Source organism: Micromonospora arida, from assembly GCF_003857035.1.
Taxonomy (GTDB): domain Bacteria; phylum Actinomycetota; class Actinomycetes; order Mycobacteriales; family Micromonosporaceae; genus Micromonospora; species Micromonospora arida.
In genome coordinates, this window is sequence record NZ_QGSY01000278.1 from 1 (window position 1) to 17,263 (window position 17,263).

19 protein-coding genes are annotated in these 17,263 nt (G+C 71.6%); 10 read left to right on the forward strand and 9 right to left on the reverse strand.

Annotated features, from left to right (window positions below):
* Nucleotides 1–36 precede the first annotated feature (36 nt).
* Together DLJ58_RS28220 and DLJ58_RS28225 are read left to right on the forward strand one after the other, a co-directional pair.
* Entirely contained in the window at nt 37–1,071 is a 1,035-nt protein-coding gene (locus DLJ58_RS28220) for a FecCD family ABC transporter permease (protein ID WP_124860840.1), read from the forward strand.
* Nucleotides 1,068–1,871, forward strand: a complete 804-nt coding sequence (locus DLJ58_RS28225; protein ID WP_124860812.1) for an ABC transporter ATP-binding protein — start codon at nt 1,068–1,070, stop codon at nt 1,869–1,871. The genes DLJ58_RS28220 and DLJ58_RS28225 overlap by 4 nt, the downstream gene beginning before the upstream one ends.
* 16 nt (nt 1,872–1,887) lie before the next feature.
* Here DLJ58_RS28225 and DLJ58_RS28230 read toward each other — a convergent pair whose 3' ends face one another.
* The 5 genes from DLJ58_RS28230 to DLJ58_RS28250 form a co-directional block, all read right to left on the reverse strand.
* Entirely contained in the window at nt 1,888–2,652 is a 765-nt protein-coding gene (locus DLJ58_RS28230) for a VOC family protein (protein WP_091395664.1), read from the reverse strand.
* Nucleotides 2,653–2,746: 94 nt separating this feature from the next.
* Entirely contained in the window at nt 2,747–3,484 is a 738-nt protein-coding gene (locus DLJ58_RS28235) for an ABC transporter permease (RefSeq protein WP_124860814.1), read from the reverse strand.
* Nucleotides 3,485–3,494: 10 nt separating this feature from the next.
* On the reverse strand, nt 3,495–4,436 hold the full coding sequence (locus tag DLJ58_RS28240; protein WP_124860816.1) for an ABC transporter ATP-binding protein: 942 nt from the start codon (nt 4,434–4,436) through the stop codon (nt 3,495–3,497).
* Nucleotides 4,433–4,744: a transcriptional regulator gene (locus DLJ58_RS28245; RefSeq protein ID WP_091395655.1), complete on the reverse strand. Its 312-nt coding sequence runs from the start codon at nt 4,742–4,744 to the stop codon at nt 4,433–4,435. Before DLJ58_RS28245 ends, DLJ58_RS28240 begins: the two co-directional genes overlap by 4 nt.
* A complete protein-coding gene (locus tag DLJ58_RS28250; RefSeq protein WP_124860818.1) occupies nt 4,741–5,385 on the reverse strand; it encodes a transporter in 645 nt (214 codons plus the stop codon). The genes DLJ58_RS28245 and DLJ58_RS28250 overlap by 4 nt, the downstream gene beginning before the upstream one ends.
* Before the next feature lie 134 nt (nt 5,386–5,519).
* On the opposite strand from DLJ58_RS28250, the gene DLJ58_RS28255 reads away from it, so the two are divergent.
* The 4 genes from DLJ58_RS28255 to DLJ58_RS28270 are packed head-to-tail and all read left to right on the forward strand — an operon-like array spanning nt 5,520 to nt 7,803.
* Nucleotides 5,520–5,915 (forward strand): type VII secretion target, encoded by a 396-nt coding sequence (locus DLJ58_RS28255; protein WP_112668760.1) that lies wholly within the window; start codon nt 5,520–5,522, stop codon nt 5,913–5,915.
* Nucleotides 5,912–6,838 carry a WXG100 family type VII secretion target gene (locus DLJ58_RS28260; RefSeq protein ID WP_124860820.1) on the forward strand — a complete coding sequence of 309 codons (927 nt, stop codon included), beginning with the start codon at nt 5,912–5,914 and terminating at the stop codon, nt 6,836–6,838. The genes DLJ58_RS28255 and DLJ58_RS28260 overlap by 4 nt, the downstream gene beginning before the upstream one ends.
* A 9-nt stretch (nt 6,839–6,847) precedes the next feature.
* Nucleotides 6,848–7,192 carry a YbaB/EbfC family nucleoid-associated protein gene (locus DLJ58_RS28265; protein WP_124860822.1) on the forward strand — a complete coding sequence of 115 codons (345 nt, stop codon included), beginning with the start codon at nt 6,848–6,850 and terminating at the stop codon, nt 7,190–7,192.
* Entirely contained in the window at nt 7,192–7,803 is a 612-nt protein-coding gene (locus DLJ58_RS28270; RefSeq protein WP_124860824.1) for a hypothetical protein, read from the forward strand. The genes DLJ58_RS28265 and DLJ58_RS28270 overlap by 1 nt, the downstream gene beginning before the upstream one ends.
* Here the strand turns inward: DLJ58_RS28270 and DLJ58_RS28275 are convergent.
* Entirely contained in the window at nt 7,792–10,140 is a 2,349-nt protein-coding gene (locus DLJ58_RS28275; RefSeq protein ID WP_244219163.1) for a HelD family protein, read from the reverse strand. The genes DLJ58_RS28270 and DLJ58_RS28275 overlap by 12 nt on opposite strands.
* 493 nt (nt 10,141–10,633) lie before the next feature.
* Here DLJ58_RS28275 and DLJ58_RS34970 point away from each other — a divergent pair, with 493 nt between their 5' ends.
* Nucleotides 10,634–10,879 carry a hypothetical protein gene (locus tag DLJ58_RS34970; RefSeq protein ID WP_124860826.1) on the forward strand — a complete coding sequence of 82 codons (246 nt, stop codon included), beginning with the start codon at nt 10,634–10,636 and terminating at the stop codon, nt 10,877–10,879.
* Here DLJ58_RS34970 and DLJ58_RS28290 read toward each other — a convergent pair.
* Nucleotides 10,861–12,111, reverse strand: coding sequence for an HNH endonuclease signature motif containing protein (locus DLJ58_RS28290; protein ID WP_124860828.1), 1,251 nt, complete (start codon nt 12,109–12,111; stop codon nt 10,861–10,863). The genes DLJ58_RS34970 and DLJ58_RS28290 overlap by 19 nt on opposite strands.
* Before the next feature lie 367 nt (nt 12,112–12,478).
* Here DLJ58_RS28290 and DLJ58_RS28295 point away from each other — a divergent pair, with 367 nt between their 5' ends.
* The 3 genes from DLJ58_RS28295 to DLJ58_RS28305 are packed head-to-tail and all read left to right on the forward strand — an operon-like array spanning nt 12,479 to nt 15,315.
* Entirely contained in the window at nt 12,479–13,063 is a 585-nt protein-coding gene (locus DLJ58_RS28295; protein ID WP_124860830.1) for a winged helix-turn-helix domain-containing protein, read from the forward strand.
* 42 nt (nt 13,064–13,105) lie between these two features.
* Entirely contained in the window at nt 13,106–14,512 is a 1,407-nt protein-coding gene (locus DLJ58_RS28300; protein ID WP_124860832.1) for an MFS transporter, read from the forward strand.
* Nucleotides 14,464–15,315 carry a menaquinone biosynthetic enzyme MqnA/MqnD family protein gene (locus DLJ58_RS28305; RefSeq protein ID WP_124860834.1) on the forward strand — a complete coding sequence of 284 codons (852 nt, stop codon included), beginning with the start codon at nt 14,464–14,466 and terminating at the stop codon, nt 15,313–15,315. The genes DLJ58_RS28300 and DLJ58_RS28305 overlap by 49 nt, the downstream gene beginning before the upstream one ends.
* 144 nt (nt 15,316–15,459) lie before the next feature.
* Here the strand turns inward: DLJ58_RS28305 and DLJ58_RS28310 are convergent, their stop codons facing one another.
* Both DLJ58_RS28310 and DLJ58_RS28315 read right to left on the reverse strand, forming a co-directional pair.
* The gene (locus DLJ58_RS28310) at nt 15,460–16,422 is read right to left on the reverse strand and encodes a serine hydrolase (RefSeq protein ID WP_124860836.1); all 963 of its coding nucleotides are present in this window, start codon (nt 16,420–16,422) and stop codon (nt 15,460–15,462) included.
* The coding region (locus tag DLJ58_RS28315) for a serine hydrolase (protein ID WP_124860838.1) at nt 16,422–17,263 on the reverse strand (842 nt) is incomplete at its 5' end. The genes DLJ58_RS28310 and DLJ58_RS28315, both read right to left, overlap by 1 nt.

Sequence of the window (17,263 nt, forward strand, 5' to 3'; positions counted from 1 at the left end):
CGACCAACCACCGCATGCGCAGCCCGGCCGGCCGGGCTGCGCATGCGGTGGTTGGTCGCGGGGTTGGTCGCGGTGCTCGTCGCGCTCGTCGTCGGGGTGTCGCTCGGCCCGGTGAGCCTGCCCCCGGGCAGCGTCGCCGCCGAGCTGCTCAACCTGTTTCCCGGCGTGCACCTCGACAGCGGGCTGACCGAGCGTGAGATCGCGATCGTCACCGAGCTGCGCCTGCCCCGGGTGGTGCTGGGCCTGCTCGTCGGCGGTCTGCTCGCCCTCGCCGGTGGTTGCTACCAGGGCGTGTTCCGCAACCCGCTGGCCGACCCGTACCTGCTCGGTGTGGCCGCCGGTGCCGGCCTCGCGGTCACCGCGGCGATCGCCCTCGGCGGCGCCGGCCAGCAGGGCACGCTCTCCGGCTTGCCGATGACCATTCCGCTGGCCGCGTTCGCCGGTTCGCTGCTCGCCGTCACGATGACCTACGTGCTCGGCGCGGCCGGTGGGCGACGCGGGTCACCGGCCATGCTGATCCTGGCCGGGGTGGCGGTCTCCGCGTTCCTCTCCGCCGGGCAGACGTACCTCCTGCAACGACACGCCGACAGCATCCAGCCGGTCTACTCCTGGTTGCTCGGCCGGCTGGCCACCGCCGGTTGGCACGACGTGCTGCTGGTGCTGCCGTACGCCGCGCTGACCACGGTGGTGGTGCTGCTGCACCGCCGCGAACTGGATGTCCTCGCGGTCGGCGACGACGAGGCGCGAAGTCTGGGCCTGCACCCGCAGCGCACTCGGTACCTGTTGATCGCCGCCGCCTCGCTGGGCACCGCGGCGGCGGTCTCCGCGACCGGCCTGATCGGCTTCGTCGGCATCATCGTGCCGCACACCGTCCGGCTGCTCGCCGGGTCCAGCTACCGGGTGATCCTGCCGATGTCGCTGCTGTTCGGCGGCGCGTTCCTGGCGCTGACCGACGTGGTGGCCCGCACCGTCGCCGCTCCCTCCGAGCTGCCGATCGGAGTGGTGACCGCCCTGCTGGGCGGCCCGTTCTTCGTCCTCGTGCTGCGGACCGCCCGGCGAGTGCTCACGTGAGCCGCGAACCCGCCGCCGGCACGCCGGCCGTCGAGGTGCGCGGGCTGCACGTCGCCCTCGGTGGCACGCCGATCCTGACCGGCGTCGACCTCACCGTCGCCGTCGGCGAGTGGGTCACCGTGATCGGCCCGAACGGCGCCGGCAAATCCACCCTGTTGCGCGCCGTCGGCGGCCTGCTGCCCGCGCCGAAGGCGATCACCCTCTTCGGTACGCCGAGTGCCGCGCTGCGCCGTCGGGACCGCGCCCGGATAGTGGCCACGGTGGCACAGTCCCCGGTGGTGCCGCCCGGCATGTCGGTGCTGGACTACGTGCTGCTCGGCCGCACCCCGTACATCCCGACCCTGGGCCGGGAGTCGACCGCCGACGTCGACGCCGTGCACGAGGTGCTGGGGCGGTTGGACCTCGCCGGCTTCCACCGTCGCGAACTGGCCACCCTCTCCGGCGGCGAACGGCAGCGGGTGTTCCTCGCCCGCGCGCTCGCCCAGGGCGCGACGCTGCTGCTGCTCGACGAGCCGACCAGCGCGCTCGACATCGGCCACCAGCAGGACGTGCTCGAAGTCGTCGACCAGTTACGCCGCGAGCACGGCCTGACCGTCCTGGCCACGATGCACGACCTCTCGCTGGCCGGTGAGTACGCCGACCGGATGGTGATGCTCGCCGCCGGTCGGGTGGTGGCCGCCGGGACTCCGCGCGAGGTGCTGACCGAGGAGCTGCTCGCCACCCACTACCGGGCCAGCGTCCGGGTGGTCCCCGGCGCCCACGGCCCGTTGGTGGTCCCCGTCCGCCCCACCCGCCCCTGAGCACGCAGGCGGTGGGTCAGGGGCCCAGGTCGATGACGGAGAAGAGGGCGCCCTGGGGGTCGCGCAGGGCGGCGAAGCGGCCCGCCGGGATGTCGCGGGGTGGGACCAGGATCGTTCCGCCCAGCTCGGCGGCGCGGGCCGCGGCGGCGTCCGCGTCGGCCACCGCGAAGTAGACCGTCCAGTACGCGGGCAGGTCGGCCGGGAAGTCGTCGGCCAGCGGCGGCATCATCCCGGCGACGATCTGCGTCCCGAGCCGCCACCCGGTGTACGTCATCGCGCCCACCGCCTGGTCGTCGGGCTGCCAGCCGAACACCAGCTCGTAGAAGACCTTCGCGCCTTCGGGGTCGGGGGTGACCAGCTCGTTCCAGCTCATCGCGCCCGGCACGTTGAACACCTCGGCACCGGCCATGGCCAGCGGCTGCCAGACGCTGAACGTGGCGCCGGCCGGGTCGGCGAAGACCGCCATCCAGCCCCGGTCGAAGACCTCGAACGGGGGTACGACGACCTGCCCGCCGGCCCGTTCGACCCGGCCGGCGACGAGTTCGGCGTCGTCGGTGGCGAGGTACGTCGACCAGATCGGAATCTGGTCCGGGATCGCGGGTGGGCCGGCGCCGGCCACCGGCTTACCGTCGAGCAGGAAGACCGTGTAGCCGCCCGCCTCGGGCTCCGGGGTGACCTGGCCGGTCCACCCGAACAGCTCCGGGTAGAAGCGTCGCGCGTCGGTCAGGTCCGGGGTGGCCAGGTCGGCCCAGCAGGGCGTACCCGGCGGGACGGTGCTCACGTCAAGACCCCTCTCGGCCCGGGCGGCCACGGCGGCCCCCTGCCGGAATCCTGGCACCGTCCCGCCGCGGCCCGGGGCGAAAACGGACGAATCGTCAGCTGAACCGGCGACCCTCGTCCCGCCGGTACGCCCAGCCGGCGAGCGCGGCGAGCAGCACCACCCAGACACCGAGCATGATCAGCGCCAGCGGCTCGACGCGGTAGTCGCCCACCGCCGCCCACATCAGTTCGGCCGCTCCCCGGGTGGGCAGGTACGGGGCGATCGTCTCGATGAACCCGGGCGCCTCGCCCGGCGCGGAGAGCAGGCCGCCGCCGAACGCGAGCGGCAGGAAGAGCACCTGCGCCACCACGATCGCCGCCTTGCTCGGCAGCGAGTAGCCGATGGCGAGCCCCATCAGCGTGAACGGCACCGAGATGACGGCCACGGTGCCGAGGGCCAGCAGGAACGCCGCCGGGGTGAGCTGGGCCGCGGTCAGCGTCGCGCCGATCACCACGACCGGGATCAGCGAGAGGTAGGTCAGCACCAGGCCGGCCAGCACCCGGCCTGCGAACCGCGGCGCGGATCCGGCCGGCAGGGTCCGGGTGTACGGGTTCCAGGGCTGGTCGCGGTCCTCGGCGACACCGACGCCGTACTGGAAGATGTTGGCGCTCATCACCGAGAAGGTGACCATCGACGCGGTGGCGTAGGTGGCACCGACCGCGTCCTCACCTGCGAACGGCACCACGAAGAAGATCATGGCCGCGGCCGGAAAGAAGGCGCTGCCGAAGACGGCCACCGGAATCCGGATGATCTCCAGGAGTTGGTAGCGGGCGTGGACCAGGGCGAGCTGCACTGTCGCCTCCTCAGACGGTGGTGGGTCGGCCGCCGGCAGCGGCGGTGGTGGGTCGGCCGGTGCCGGAGGGCTCGTCGCCGCTGGTGACGTTTCCGCTGGTGATCGCGAGGAACGCCTCCTCCAGCGAGGTCGGCCGTACCTCCAGGTCGGTGAACGGGGTCTGGGCCGTGACCAGCGCTCGGACCAGCTCGTCGGCATCGGTGGTGAGCAGGTGCAGCCGACCGTCGACCCGTTCGCTGCGGACCACCCCGGGCAGGTCGGGCAGGTCATCGGCGACGAGGCTGACCCGGCGTACGCCCACGATGCCGCGCACCGCGTCCACTGTGTCGTCGGCGAGCACCCGGCCCTGCCCGATGACCACCACCCGGCGGGCGAGCGCCTCCACCTCCTCCAGGTAGTGGCTGCTCAACAGCACGGTGCCGCCGTCGTCGTGGAATGCCCGGATCGCGTCCCACAGGGTGTGTCGGGCGGCCACGTCCAGGCCCGTGGTTGGTTCGTCGAGCAGCACCAACCGGGGTCGGCCGACGAACGCCAACGCCACCGCCAATCGGCGGCGTTGCCCGCCGGAGAGCCCACCGGTCTGCCGTCGGGCCAGGTCGGCGAGACCGAAGCGATCGAGCAGTTCGGCCCGGGGCACCGGGTCGGGGTAGTGCGCGGAGACGAAGTCGACGACCTCGCCGACGCGCAGCGTGCCGGGCAGACCGGTCTCCTGCGGGGTGACCCCGATCTGCCGCCGGCTCGCCGGGTCACGGGGGTCTCCGCCGAACAGCTCCACCCGCCCGGAGCTGGGGCGGCGCAGGCCCACCAGCAGGTTCATCAGGGTGCTCTTGCCAGCGCCGTTCGGCCCGAGCAGGCCGACCAGCTCACCGGCCCGGACCTCCAGGTCGACACGGTCGAGGGCGAGGACGTCGCCGTACCGGCGGCTGGCCTGTTCGGCGCGGGCAAGGGTCATGGCTGCTCCTTCGACGGGGCGGGGTCGAGCAGGGCGCGGATCGCTTCGGTGTACTCCTCGAACGCCAGCCGACCTCGCCGGCTGAGCCCGACCAGGGTCGCCGGGGTGCGTCCACGATGGGTCTTGCTGATCTCCACGTAGCCGGCGTCCTCGAGTTTGCGCAGGTGCACCGAGAGGTTGCCGGCGGTCATAGCGAGCAGTTCCTGTAGGCGGGGGAACGCGATCTTGTCGCCGACGTTGAGAGCGGAGAGGCTGGCGACCACCCGCAGCCGGGCCTGCGCGTGGATGACCGGATCCAGCTCGGTCACGGCTGCTGCCGCTGTCGCTGTCGCCGCCGGGCCAGCGCGCCGGCCACCAGGATTCCGCCACCGCCGGCCACCGCCACGACGAGCGGGTGCCAGCCCGGCCCGGCGAACGCCCCGACCAGGTTGATCACGCTGATCCAGAGGCCGAGGCGGAACAGGTCCTGGTCCAGCCAGACGGCCCCGCCGGCCATGTGCAGCGCACCGGTCAGCCCGACGGCGGTCGCCGACCAGAGCAACGCCGCCAGGTCGTGCGGCAGGTGCTCGGAGATCCGGCCGAGCCCCGCGTAGACGCTTACCGAACCGAGGGCCCAGGCGTACCCGTACCACTGCCCACGTCGGGCGGAGTCACCGCTCACCTGGCCGTAGGCCCGCACGCTCACCACCGCCTGGACCGTTCCGGCGGCCGCGAGCAGTACGAAGAGGACGGTCAGCGGCAGCCAGCTGGGCAGTGGAACCAGAGCCCGGTCACCGGGGGCGAACCGGAGGAAGAACAGCCCGAAGCCGACCAGCCAGGCGACACCCCACGGCCAGTAGAGCAGGCGGGCGTCGGGATCGAGCCGGCGTGCCGTCGCCGACCGCTGGTCCTGGATCAGCCGGAGCGCCGCCGCGGCATCGGTGGGTGGTGAATCATCGTCGGGGTCCACGCAAACTACTTTACGACACAAAGTCGAGATGGGTGGACCCGTCATCACCGACGGGCCCCCCGATCGCGGCGAGCAGTGCCTATGGTGGTCAGTCGTGGCGACTGATCCGTCGCACAGGCCACAGGGGAGGGTTCGTGTCAAGCCCGAGCAATGAGTTGGAGGTCCAGCCGGAGGCTCTGACGGCGTTCGCCGCCGGGTCCAGGGATCGGGCGGCCCGTTTCCGCGAGCTGCACCGCGCCTTCGGCGACGGGCACGTGCCACGGCACGCCTTCGGGGTGATGCCGGCGTCCTTCAACCTCGCGGCGACGTACGCCGAGCAGTTCGAGGCGTGCCTTCAGGGGCTCGCCGACGGTGCCGAGATGATGGCGGACATCGCCGAAGGGCTCACCGACACCGCCGCCGCCTACACGGGCACCGACGTGGCCAACACCGATCTCTTCGTGCCCGGCCGCCCGCCCGCTCCCGACGTCATCGCGCCCGGCCCCTGGTCGGGTGGCACCGGCGCTCCGAACGGTTCGGTGCCGGCGTGAGCACCGAGGCGTTGCAGCGCAACAAGACCTACTTCGAGCAGATCGTCTCGGGCACGCCCGAACCCTTCAAGCCGCTCTCCAACGCGGTGCTCTGGCCGTTCGAGCAGCTGTTGGAGCTGGTCGCTGGCGAACCGGACGACCTGATGCGGGCCGCGCAGCTCTGCCTGGACACCGGCGCGGCGGTACGGGAGATCGCCGGTGACCAGATCGCCGACCGGGCCCGGTTGCGCGGCGCGTGGACGGGCGACGCGGCCGAGAGCTTCCATGCCTCGATGGAGTCGGTGGAGGCGGCGATCGAGGAGCTGGCCCAGGGGCTCGACGGCACGAAGGACGTGCTGGTCGAGGCGGCGAACGCGGCGGTGGACGCGTTCAATCTGCTGGTCGAGCTGATCCTCGAGTTCCTGCTCTGGTTCCTCACCGAGGTGATCATCGCGGCGGTGGCCGCGGCGCTGAGCGCCGGCGTCTCGTTGGCCGCCACGGTGGTCCGGGTGCTGGCCCGGCTGGCCACCACAGTGGGTCGGATGGTGAAGATCGTCGCCCGGTTCGCCGAGGTGCTCACCCGCCTCGCCGCCCGGCTGGGCAAGGTCGCCGGGCAGCTCCGCAAGTACGCGGAGACCGTCATGGAGCTCAAGAAGCGAAAGAAGCAGTACAAGCTGCTCAGCAAGGGCGGCTGGACGCCCGAGGGGCGGGCCTTCCAGGTCGAGAAGTTCAAGACTCTCTTTCCGGGCAAGTTCGTCATCAACCAGGTCTCGCCGGTCAACATCCCCGGTTTCGGCGGCGCTCTGCTCGACACCGGCGTGGGCCTGCACGACATCTCCGACGGGCAGAAGGACCGCAACTACCTGGTGGACGGCACGTACAGCGAAGACCTGGGCCCGTACACAGTGGGTGTGCAGAATGTCTTCGACTCCATCGTGAACTGAGAGGCAGCCATGACCTTCCCCGCCCTGGACCGCATCGAGGCGCTGGCCCGCAACCTGGACGGATGGCAGCGGCAACTCGCCGACCGGATGGCGGAGCTGGAGCAGACCAGCGCCGAGGGCGTGAGCGACTCCGGCCTGGTGCGGGTCACCGCCGCAGCCGACGGCAAGATCGTTTCTACGGAGCTGAACGCGCGGGCGATGCGACTGGACTCCTACAGCCTGGCCGAGGAGTTCACCGCAGCCGCCAACCGGGCGCAGGAGGCCGCAGCGGCCCTGGTCCGGGAGTTGGTCGGCGAGGTCATCGGAGACCCGGGCGCCGGTCCGCGCCGACCCGCCGACCACGAGGGGCGCTGATGACGGTCGACGAGAGTCAGGCACGGTACGTCGACGGGATCACCCGGCTGCTGCCGGCCGGGGAGCAGGTGCGCGCGGTGGCCCAGGTTCGAGCGGGCGGCGGGCTGACCCCGGCACCGCCCCCACAGCCGTCGACGCCACCCGCCACGGGTGGACCGGGCTTCCTGGGTGTCCTGCTCAACGTGCTGTCACCGAACATCACCTTCGGTCGGGCGGACAACGCCGTCGACTGGCTCTTCTTCGGTGTCGGAGGTCGAGGCGAGCCAGATTCCCAAGCGTCCGTGCTGCACCATGCCCTGACCGTGGCGACGAAGGGCTCCGGCCTCCGAACCCTCGTGCTGGCGGTCACCGACCAGCGACTTCTGCTCGGCGCGACAGCACCCGTCGGGCTGCTCTCCAGCTCGGCGGCGGACGAACGGGCCCAAGCCGACATCGAACTGCTCGGGTCCGTCCCGCGCACGGCCGTCACCGCCCGGTTCGGCAGGTACCGGTTGAACTGGAAGCGACTGCGGATCGACTTCGCCGACGGGTCGTGGCTGTCGTTCCACGTGCCGCTGGCCGACTCCGGCCGCCCGCTGCGGGAGGTCGCGGCAGCCCTGTCAGTCGGCTGACCCGTCGACGAGCGGTGCGGGCAGCGCCGCAACGTGCAGCACCGCCAGCCGGGACACCGCCCGGGTGAGCACCACGTACAACCGGTGCAGCCCGCGCGGCTCGGCCGCGACGATCGCGGCCGGCTCGACCACCACCACATGGTCGTACTCAAGGCCCTTGACCAGCGTCGCCGGCACCACGGTGACCCGCTCCGCGGCCGCCACGTCGTCGGCGGTCGCGGTCTCGACACCGGCCTCGGCCAGCGCCGCGCGCAGGCCGTCGACCGCGTCGTCCGCGGCGATCACACCGACCGAGCCGTCGTGCGCGAGCGCCGCGCGCACCTCGGCCACCGTCGCCGAGGTCAGGTCGGCCACCGTACGCACGTCCAGGCCGCCGTCGTGGCGCAGCGACTCGGCCGGCGGTACGTCCACCGCTAGCGCCGGGAGCAGCAGGTTCGCGAATGCGACGACTGCGGCGGGCACCCGGAAACCGACGGTCAACGGGACCACCACCGCGTCCGGCTTGCCCAGATGGGCGAGGGATTCCCGCCAGTCCGTCGCCGCCCACGGCGCGGTGCCCTGGGCGAGGTCACCCAGCAGCGTGACCGAGCCGTGCTCGCTGCGCCGAGCGATGGCCCGACACTGCATCGGGGAGAGGTCCTGCGCCTCGTCCACCACCACGTGCCCGAACCCGGAGAGCCGTTCCAGCAGCCCGGTCGCCTCGTCGATCAGCACCGCGTCGGCGGCGGTCCAACGGGTCGCCTTCGGCGTGCGGGCCGGCTTCGCCCAGATCAACTGCGCCTGCTCGGCGTCGCTGAGCAGCCCGTCCGCCGCGGCGGCGAGCCGGGTCGGGTCGGAGAACAGGCCGTGCACCAGCCCTTCCGGGGTGAGCGCCGGCCAGACCGCGTCCAGGAAGTCGAGCACCGGCCGGCAACGGCTCATCCGGCGCAGCCAGGCATCGCTGGGCGACTCCGCACGCCGCGCCTCGGCCTGCCGTTGCAGCAGACTCACCACCCGCGCCTGGACACGTTCCCGGCCCGTGCCGTACGGCAGCCCCTCCCGGCGGGTCTCCTCGACGATTCGGTGCAACGGCTCCACCCCGATCCGCCAGCGGAACGAGCCGTCCGACACGGTGATCGAATCGGTCGGAGTGCCGATCTGCCCCTGCACCGCGCGCCGCAGCACGCTCGCCATCCGTACGTCGTGTTTGAGTGTGGCCACCGCCGGCGCCTCGACCGCCCGAACCGCCACCCGGGAGATCAACTCCTCCACCGTGGCCTGCTCGACCTCGACCTCACCGAGCGCCGGCAGCACCGCCGCGATGTACGACAGGAACGCCCGGTTCGGCCCGACGATCAGCACACCCGCCCGCCGCAACCGCTCCCGGTGCAGGTAGAGCAGGTACGCGGCCCGGTGCAGACCCACCGCCGTCTTCCCCGTACCCGGCGCGCCCTGCACACAGATCGAGTCCGCGAGGTCAGCCCGGACCAGCTCGTCCTGCTCCGGCTGGATCGTGGCGACGATGTCCCGCATCGGCCCGACGCGCGGACGCTCGATCTCGGCGGTGAGGATCCGACTCGTCGTACCGAGCTCTTCGCCCCGATCCAGCCGCTCATCCTCGAAGCTGGTCAGCACACCATTGCTGAACCCGAACCGCCGCCGAACCGCCACCCCCTGCGGATCCCGCACGCTGGCCCGGTAGAACGAACGGGAGACCGGTGCCCGCCAGTCCAGCACCAACGGCTCGCCGCGCTCATCGGTGACATGCCGCCGCCCCACGTGATACCGCCGACCGTGATGATCGCCGCTGGTGCCGGGTGCGGTCGGGTCGTTGGTGGGCCTGCTGGCTGTGGGCCTGTCACTCGGGGTGCCGCTGCTCGTGGTGCCGCTGTCGGTGGCGCTGCTCGTGGTGCTGCTGTCGGTGGCGCTGCTCGTGGTGCTGCTGTCGGTGGCGCTGCTGTCGGTGGTGCTGCTGTTCGTGGGCCTGCTGTCGGTGGTCCTGCCCTCGACGGTCCTGTTGTCTGTGGTCCTGTTGTCGGCGGTGCTGTTGTCGGTGGTGCTGTTGTTCGGGGCGCCGGCGAAGTCGAGGCGGCCGAAGAAGAGCGGAGTTGTCGGGTCGTCGGCCAGCTCGGCGACCCGCCGGGCCAGGGTGCGGCCGAGCGTCTCGGCCGCGTACGCGTCGCCGGCCACCTGGTCACCGGTGGCGAAGAGAGACTCGGCCCGCTCCCGCATCCGACCCAGCGCCGCCCGAGAGGTGGTGAGGTGTGCGCGTTCGGCGGCCAGGTCCGCGTCAAGGTCGAGGTCGAGGCCGGTGTCGGTGTCGGTGTGGAGCTGGGTGTCGAGGTCAAGTGCGGGCATGCTGACGTCCCATCGTTCACATCTGCTGCGCGCTCGCGTGTCCGGGGGCGGATGGCCGGCCGCCCGGCGCGAAGACGTCCGTTCCGGTGCAGCTCACCTCGGCCGTCAAGCGGGCTGCAACCCTACGCTTCCGAACCCGACGCATCCAGCGAATTACCGACACGACCACCCATCCGAGACGGCGTGTTGCCTGGCCGGGTGTCGCCGGGCGATCACGCCCCGCCCCGCGCCGTGCTTCTCATGCCGCGACCGCCGTACGCCGGTGATCGACTCGGCTCAGATTGCCTACCGGGTGTCGCCGGGCGATCACGCCCCGCCTCGCGCCGTGCTTCTCATGCCGCGACCGCCGCGACGCCCGGTGATCGACTCGGCTTTCAGGAAGTCGCGGTGTCTGGGCTGGTGCAACGCCCCGGTTTCCAGGAAGCCGAGTCGATCACCGGGACACGCGGCTTGCTCCGGCAGAGACAGCAGGGTCGTCGCGGTCGCGGTCGCGGTGCCGGTGCCGATCGCGGTGTTCGCGGCGGCGGTGCCGGTCGCGGTGCCGATCGCGGTGTTCGCGGTGGCGGTGCGGCCGGTCGCGGTGGTGGTGTTCGCGGTGGCGGTGGCGGTGCCGGTCGCGGTGGCGGTGTTCGCGGTGGCGGTGGCGGTGCCGGTGGCGGTGCCGGTCGCGGTATTACGGCGCGGTCGCGGTCGCGGGCGGCGTGGGCGTGGTTGGGGGCGTCAGCAGCGCAGGTGGTAGAGGTTGCGACGCGGGGTGCGCAGCGGGTCTAGCCAGCTGGGCGGGAGGAATTGAGGTCGGCCGTCGGCTGCGAGACGGACCGTCCAGTCGCCGCGGTGGATGAACCGGTGGTGGTAGCCGCAGAGCAGCACCGCATTGCCCAGCGCCGTCACCCCACCGTCGGCCCAGTGTCGGATGTGGTGCCCGTCGCACCATCTCGGCGGTCGATCACAACCAGGGAAGGCGCAACCGCCGTCCCGCAGGACCAGCGCGCGCCGCACAGGGCCGGTGAAGAGCCGGCGCTGCCGGCCGACGTCCAGGACCTGACTGTTGCCATCCAGCACGACCGGCAGCACGCCCGCATCGCAGGCCAGGCGGCGGACCGCACCGGGGGTGAGGCGCGTGCCGGATTCCAGTGTTCCGGCGCGTACGCCGTTGACTAGTTCCTCCAGCGAAACGGTCACCACCAGCTGAGGACGGTCGCCCCCGTTGTCGGGCAGCTGACCGGTGCGTAGCGCCAGTCGGCAGATCTCACCCAACGCATCGGCGCGGCGCTGACCAGGACTGCGGTCATCATGCTCACCGGCTGGGGCGCAGAGCGGATCGATCGCCTCGCGCAGCAGGCTCGCGGTTTCGGTGTCGAGGTTGCCGCTGAGGCGTACCTGGCCGTTCTGTTGCTCGGAGAGGGTGACGTGCCGGCGGGCCTCGGCCCGCTCGGTGGCCCGCTCCAGCGCCTTCAACTCAGCCTGGTCGGCCAGCTCCGGGGCGACGTGCGCGAGGACGCGCTCGCCGAGCCGGCTCAGGCTTGTCGGATCGAAACGGTCGGCCCAGGTGATCAGTAGTTGGGTGGCCTTGTCCGCCACCTCGGCACCGGCTTCGACCGGGAGGGCGGCGACCGTCTCGGCCACCACCCGCCCCTGCTCGACGGTGATGGCACCGCTGAGCAGCGCGTCGCGCACCGCTGGTGGGGCGGCGTCGATGGTGGTGGCGAGCTGGACCAGTTGGCGGGCGCTGCGACCCGAGAGCCGCAGCCGCTCCCGAAGCCAGACGGCGGTGGATGAGGCGCCCTGGGCGATCGCCACCCCTCGACCGTCCAACTCGCGGACCAGACCGAGCTGAACGGCGGCCAACCGCTGCGCCAACACCTGAGTCGCGTCGAGAGAAGCAAGCAGCTCGTCATCGGAGAGCGCCCAGAGCGCGGTTTCGGCGCAGTCGTCGACTGCCCCGCCCACCTGCGCCAACGACTCCAACATGAAACCAGAATAGAACTGGTGTACGACACTTTGGAGTCGTCCTGATCAATGAGCGGAACGACATTTCGTCGATCATTGCGAGCTCCCCGCTTGCCGCGCCGGCCCGCGCGTCCGCCAAAGCCCTCCGCCAAGCCGCGCCACGTCGCCGCGAGGCCGCGCCGCGTCGCCGCGAGGCCGCGCCGCGTCGCCGCGTCACTGCGCCACTGAGACGCCAAGCCGCGCTCGCCATTTAGGCCACGCCGCCAAGCCGTGCCCACCGTCAGATCCGCCTGCTCGCTGCCGAAGGTGGAGCGTGGCCGACGCGCGGTGGTCTGAGCGGGACGCGGGGGTGATGGCAGGTTGGGGTACATGCCGGGATCATGGGCCTATGACCGAGGCCCGCTCCGATTCGCGCCGGATGACGATCAGCGACCCCCAGGTGATGCGGGCGATGGCCCATCCGGCCCGGATCGCGATCATGGAGTACCTGAACAGTCGCGAGAGTGGTGGGACTGCCACCGAGTGTGCCGAGATCGTTGGGCTGTCACCGAGCGCAACCAGTTACCACCTTCGGGCGCTGGCGAAGTTCGGCCTGGTCGAGCAGGCGCCGAGCCGGGGGGACGCGCGCGAGCGGTTGTGGCGTGTGCCGAGTGTGAGTGTGCTGGTCGAGGCGGGGCGTGATGCCGGGCCTGAGGCGCGTGCGGCCGAGCAGGCGCTGGTGGAGGCGCATGCGGTCCGGGCCATGGAGCGGACCCGGGACTGGTTGCGGCGCGCCGGGGACGAGCCGGCCGAGTGGTACGACACGGCCCTGTTCACCGACACGCTGTTGCTGCTCACCGCCGACGAGTTGGCCGAGTTGAACGAGGCGGTGCTGGCGCTGCTCCGGCCCTATCACCCGCGGCGGCGGCAGGGTGACCCGCCGCCGGGGGCGCGCACGGTCGCCGTGCAGTACCGGACGGTGCCGCTGGCATAGGCGGGGTTGCATGAATCAGTTGTGAAGCATTATTTTCGAAGTATGTCCTTCACAACTGACGAGTCGCGCTGGGCGGACGTCTGGCTCGCCGCCGCTGCTCGGGGCACCACCATCTGCGGCGACTTCCTCGCGGCGACCGCGCTGGCGCTGGCCCTACAGGGTGCCGGTGCCGGTGGGCTGGCCGTGTCGGGGCTGCTCCTGGCCGCCACCCTGCCCCTGGTGGTACTCGCCCCACTCGCGGGCCGACTCGCCGACCGGATGGACAGCCGTACCCTGCTGGTGACCATCGGGTTCGGGCAGGCCGCAATCTGCGCGCTCCTCGCCGTCGTCGAGCAACCGGTCCTGGTGGTCGGGCTCGTCGCCCTGCTGGCCTGCGGGCTCGCGGTGACCCAACCCTGCCTCGCCGCGCTGCTGCCGGCCATGGTGCGCCCGGCCGACCTGCCGCGAGCCAGCGCGATCAGTCAGACCGCCGTCTCGCTCGGTGCGCTCGGCGGCCCGGTGCTGGCCGGCCTGCTGGTGGGACAGTTCGGCACCCGCGTACCGCTGCTTCTCGATGCCGTGACCTACCTGGCGCTCGTGGTCGCGGGCCTGCTGCTGCGGACCCGTCGCGGCGGCCGGCGGCCCGCCACCGCCGGCCAGGCTGCCGTGAGCAGCGAGGCCGCCGCCAGCGAGGCCGCCGTCAGCGAGGCCGCCGCCGGCCCGGCCGTCTCGGGCGGCGTGGCAACCCCCGGGGGTACGGAGATCAGCTGGCGGCTGCGCCGCGATCCGTTGATGCTCGTCATGGTGGTGAGCACCGCCGTGGTGATCGCGGCGATCGGCGGCATCAACGTGATCGAGGTCTTCTTCATCCGGGAGACGTTGGAGGGCTCGGCGACCACGTACGGCCTGGTCAGTGCCGCATGGATGGCTGGCATGCTGCCGGGGACCTGGCTCGCCGTACGACTTGCCAGGCGGCTCGACGACGACGCCGCGTTGGTACGCGGGGTGCTGGCCACCCTGGCCGTGTGCAGCCTGATGGTGTTGCTCGCGGCGACGGTGCCGGCGGCAGGTGTGTTGGTGCCGCTCTGGCTGGTGGGTGGTGCGGCCAACGGTGGCGAGAACGTCTTCGCCAACCTGCTCACCGCTCGGCGGGTACCGGAGGCGATGCGCGCCCGGGCGTACGCCAGCTACGGCGCGGCGGTGCAGGGTGGCTCGATGGCGGGCTTCCTGATCGGCGGGGCGTTGCTCGCGGTCGTTCCGCCTCGGCCGCTGATCGCCGGTGCCGGTGTGGTCGGGCTGCTGGTGGTGCTGGTCTTCGTGCCGTTCGTAACCGGGGCGGCACGACGGGCGTCAAGTGCGGGCTTGGCCACTCCGGGCCGGCCCGCCGAGCCGGAGCCAGCCGCCGGGGATACGGTCGGGCCATGGCTGAGCGCATCGCACGCCCGCGGGTCGGGCACATCCAGTTCCTGAACTGCCTGCCGATCTACTGGGGTCTGATGCGCTCCGGTGCCCTGCTCGACGTCGATCTGCACAAGGACTCGCCGGACCGGTTGAGCGCGGCGCTGGTCGCCGGCGACCTCGACATCGGCCCGATCACGCTGTTGGAGTATCTGAAGCACGCCGACGAGCTGCTGCTCCTGCCGGACCTGGCGGTGGGCAGTGACGGACCGGTGCTCTCGGTCAACATGGTCTCCACCCGTCCCCTCGGCGAGTTGGACGGCGCCCGGGTGGCGCTCGGCTCGACCTCGCGGACCGGGGTCATGCTGGCTCAGCTGCTGCTCGCCGAGCAGTACAACGTGCGGCCCGAGTACTTCCGCTGCCCGCCGGACCTGACCCAGATGCTGCTGGAGGCCGACGCCGCCGTGCTGATCGGGGACGTGGCGCTGCGGGCGTACTACGAGGCACCGCAGAAGGGCCTCACGGTCACCGACCTCGGGCAGGCGTGGCGGGAGTGGACCGGGCTGCCGATGGTCTTCGCCGTCTGGGCGGTCCGCCGTGACTTCGCCGCCGCCCACCCGGGCCTGGTGAAGGAGGTGCACGAGGCCTTCCTGCGCTCGCGGGATCTCTGCCTGGCGGAGTTGGACCAGGTCGCCGAGGCGGCTGCTCGCTGGGAGACCTTCGACGCAGCGACGCTGGCCACGTACTTCCGGACCCTCGACTTCTCCCTTGGCGACCGGCAGGTCGCCGGGCTGCGCGAGTGGGCCCGGCGGGCCGCCGCCATCGGCGAGGCCCCGGCGCTGCCGGAAGGCGGCCCGGAGTTCTTCGCCGGCTGACCGCCACCGTCGGGCCCGTCAGTACGCCGGGCCCGTCAGTACGCCGGGCCCGTCAGTACGTCGGGCCCGTCAATACGCAGGGTCGGGCACAATCGAGGCCCGCCAAAACCTCGGGTCAGAGCGCCCGGCGTCAGTCTGAGGGGCTCAGGTGCCGGGGCGGAGCAGTGCCTCGGTGATCTTCTCGCAGTTCTTCATGCCGTAGTCGTAGCCCATGTTGATCGGGTACTTGACCATCACGCCCATCGTCCAGGTGTCACCGATGGCCAGGCAGTTGATGTGCATCTCCTGCTCCTTGGTCCGGTCGATCCACCCGTTCTTGATGGCGATCTTCTTCTGCTCCGCCGCCGGGAAGGCCTTGCGGATGCCGAAGTCGCCGGCACCGCGAACCAGCTTCATCTCGTTGAGCAGCCACTTGGTCCACTTCGGCCCGGCGGCCGTGCCGGTGACGATGCAGTTGCCCATCCGGGCGGTGTCCCGGGGGGAGAGCGCGGTCCGGCTCCAACCCTTGTCGGGGGCGACGCTGCTGTCGGTCAACTTGCACATGGAGATCAGTCGCTTGATCGAGGCATCCCGGCCGACCAGGTTGTAGAACTGTTCGGCCCGGGTGTTGTCGCTGTCCCGGATGATCCGCGTCGCGTCGGCGAGCTTCGCGTCGCTCGGGGTCTGGCCGGCGTCGGCCGCGCGACGCAGGTAGTCGGCGACGATCCAGGCCTTGATCATCGAGGCGGTCGTGCTGGTCTCGCCCATGTTCTTCGAACCGATGATCTTTCCGGTCCGGCGGTCGAGGACGCTCCAGGAGTACCAGCCCTTGATGTCCAGATCGAGGTTCTTCGCCACGAAGGGCAGCGGCTCCAGCGACGGGCTGGGGCTCGGTGACGGCGAGGACGGCTGGCGGGCGCTGCGGTCGGTGCCGGCGCCGGTTGGGCGGTCGCTGGTGCCGGAGCCCGCGTCGCCCCACTTGGCCGCGGCGGACGACTCGAACGGCGAGCCGGGCAGCAGCCGCAGCGACACCAGGACCAGCCCGATCAGGATGACCGCGACGGCGATCAGCCGAATCGGAGAGGCCTCGCCGCCGTTACGGCGGTCGACCCGACGGTTGCCGGCCATCAGAGCTTTCCGACCGGCTGCTGCGGCACCTTGAGGGCGGCGCCCGGCTGCGGGGTGACCAGTTGGGTGGCCACACTGGCGCAGACCTTCGCGCCGTAGTCCAGACCGGTCCTGATCGGGTAGCGCAGCATCACCGCGAGGCTCCACTTGCTGGTGACGGCGAGGCAGTTGACGTGCCAGTTGCCGTCGCCGTAGATGGGGGTCCAGCCGTTCTTGATGCTGACCGGCCCCTGAGCGGTGATCGACTTGGGTAGGCCGTCGATGATCCCCCAGCGGCCACCACCGGAGGAGACCCGCTGGTCCTTGGCCGCGGTGGTGCCCTTGACCTTGCTCATCTGGTCCAGCACCCACTTGGTCCACTTCGGGCCGGCAGCCTTGCCGTCGGCGATGCAGTCGCCGACCCTTACCGCGTCGCGGGGGGACATCCGGGTGAAGCTCCAGTAGCCGGTGTACGGCTTGACGTTGCCGCGCTTGGTGTCGGTCAGCCCGCAGATCTTGATAGCCCGCTGGATCACCGCGTCGGGGACGCTGCTCGACGAGGGCTTGTAGGAGCCACCCGCAGCGGCGTGGACCTTGTTGGCCGCTCCGTCGTTGCTGTCGACGATGGCGAGTCGAGCGGCCTCCTTCATCGCTGCGGGCGGCTCCTTGTCGCCGAGCTGTCGCAGGTAGTCGGAGACGATCCACGCCTTGATCATCGATTCGGTGGAGCTGGTCGCGGTCATGTTCGGCGACCCGGAGATCTTGCCCGTCGTCCGGTCCAGCAGGGCCCACGAGAAGAACTCGCCCTTGAAGCTCACCGACACCGGGCCGGCGGCCAGGGTGGGCGGCGGTGGTGGGGTGG

Coding starts and splice junctions, on each gene's coding strand:
- DLJ58_RS28305 (WP_124860834.1), top strand. CDS start 14,464: ATGGCTGAGCGCATCGCACGCCCGCGGGTCGGGCACATCCAGTTCCTG.
- DLJ58_RS28295 (WP_124860830.1), top strand. CDS start 12,479: ATGACCGAGGCCCGCTCCGATTCGCGCCGGATGACGATCAGCGACCCC.
- DLJ58_RS28310 (WP_124860836.1), bottom strand. CDS start 16,422: ATGGCCGGCAACCGTCGGGTCGACCGCCGTAACGGCGGCGAGGCCTCT.
- DLJ58_RS28265 (WP_124860822.1), top strand. CDS start 6,848: ATGACCTTCCCCGCCCTGGACCGCATCGAGGCGCTGGCCCGCAACCTG.
- DLJ58_RS28290 (WP_124860828.1), bottom strand. CDS start 12,111: ATGTTGGAGTCGTTGGCGCAGGTGGGCGGGGCAGTCGACGACTGCGCC.
- DLJ58_RS28275 (WP_244219163.1), bottom strand. CDS start 10,140: ATGCCCGCACTTGACCTCGACACCCAGCTCCACACCGACACCGACACC.
- DLJ58_RS28270 (WP_124860824.1), top strand. CDS start 7,192: ATGACGGTCGACGAGAGTCAGGCACGGTACGTCGACGGGATCACCCGG.
- DLJ58_RS28300 (WP_124860832.1), top strand. CDS start 13,106: ATGTCCTTCACAACTGACGAGTCGCGCTGGGCGGACGTCTGGCTCGCC.
- DLJ58_RS28240 (WP_124860816.1), bottom strand. CDS start 4,436: ATGACCCTTGCCCGCGCCGAACAGGCCAGCCGCCGGTACGGCGACGTC.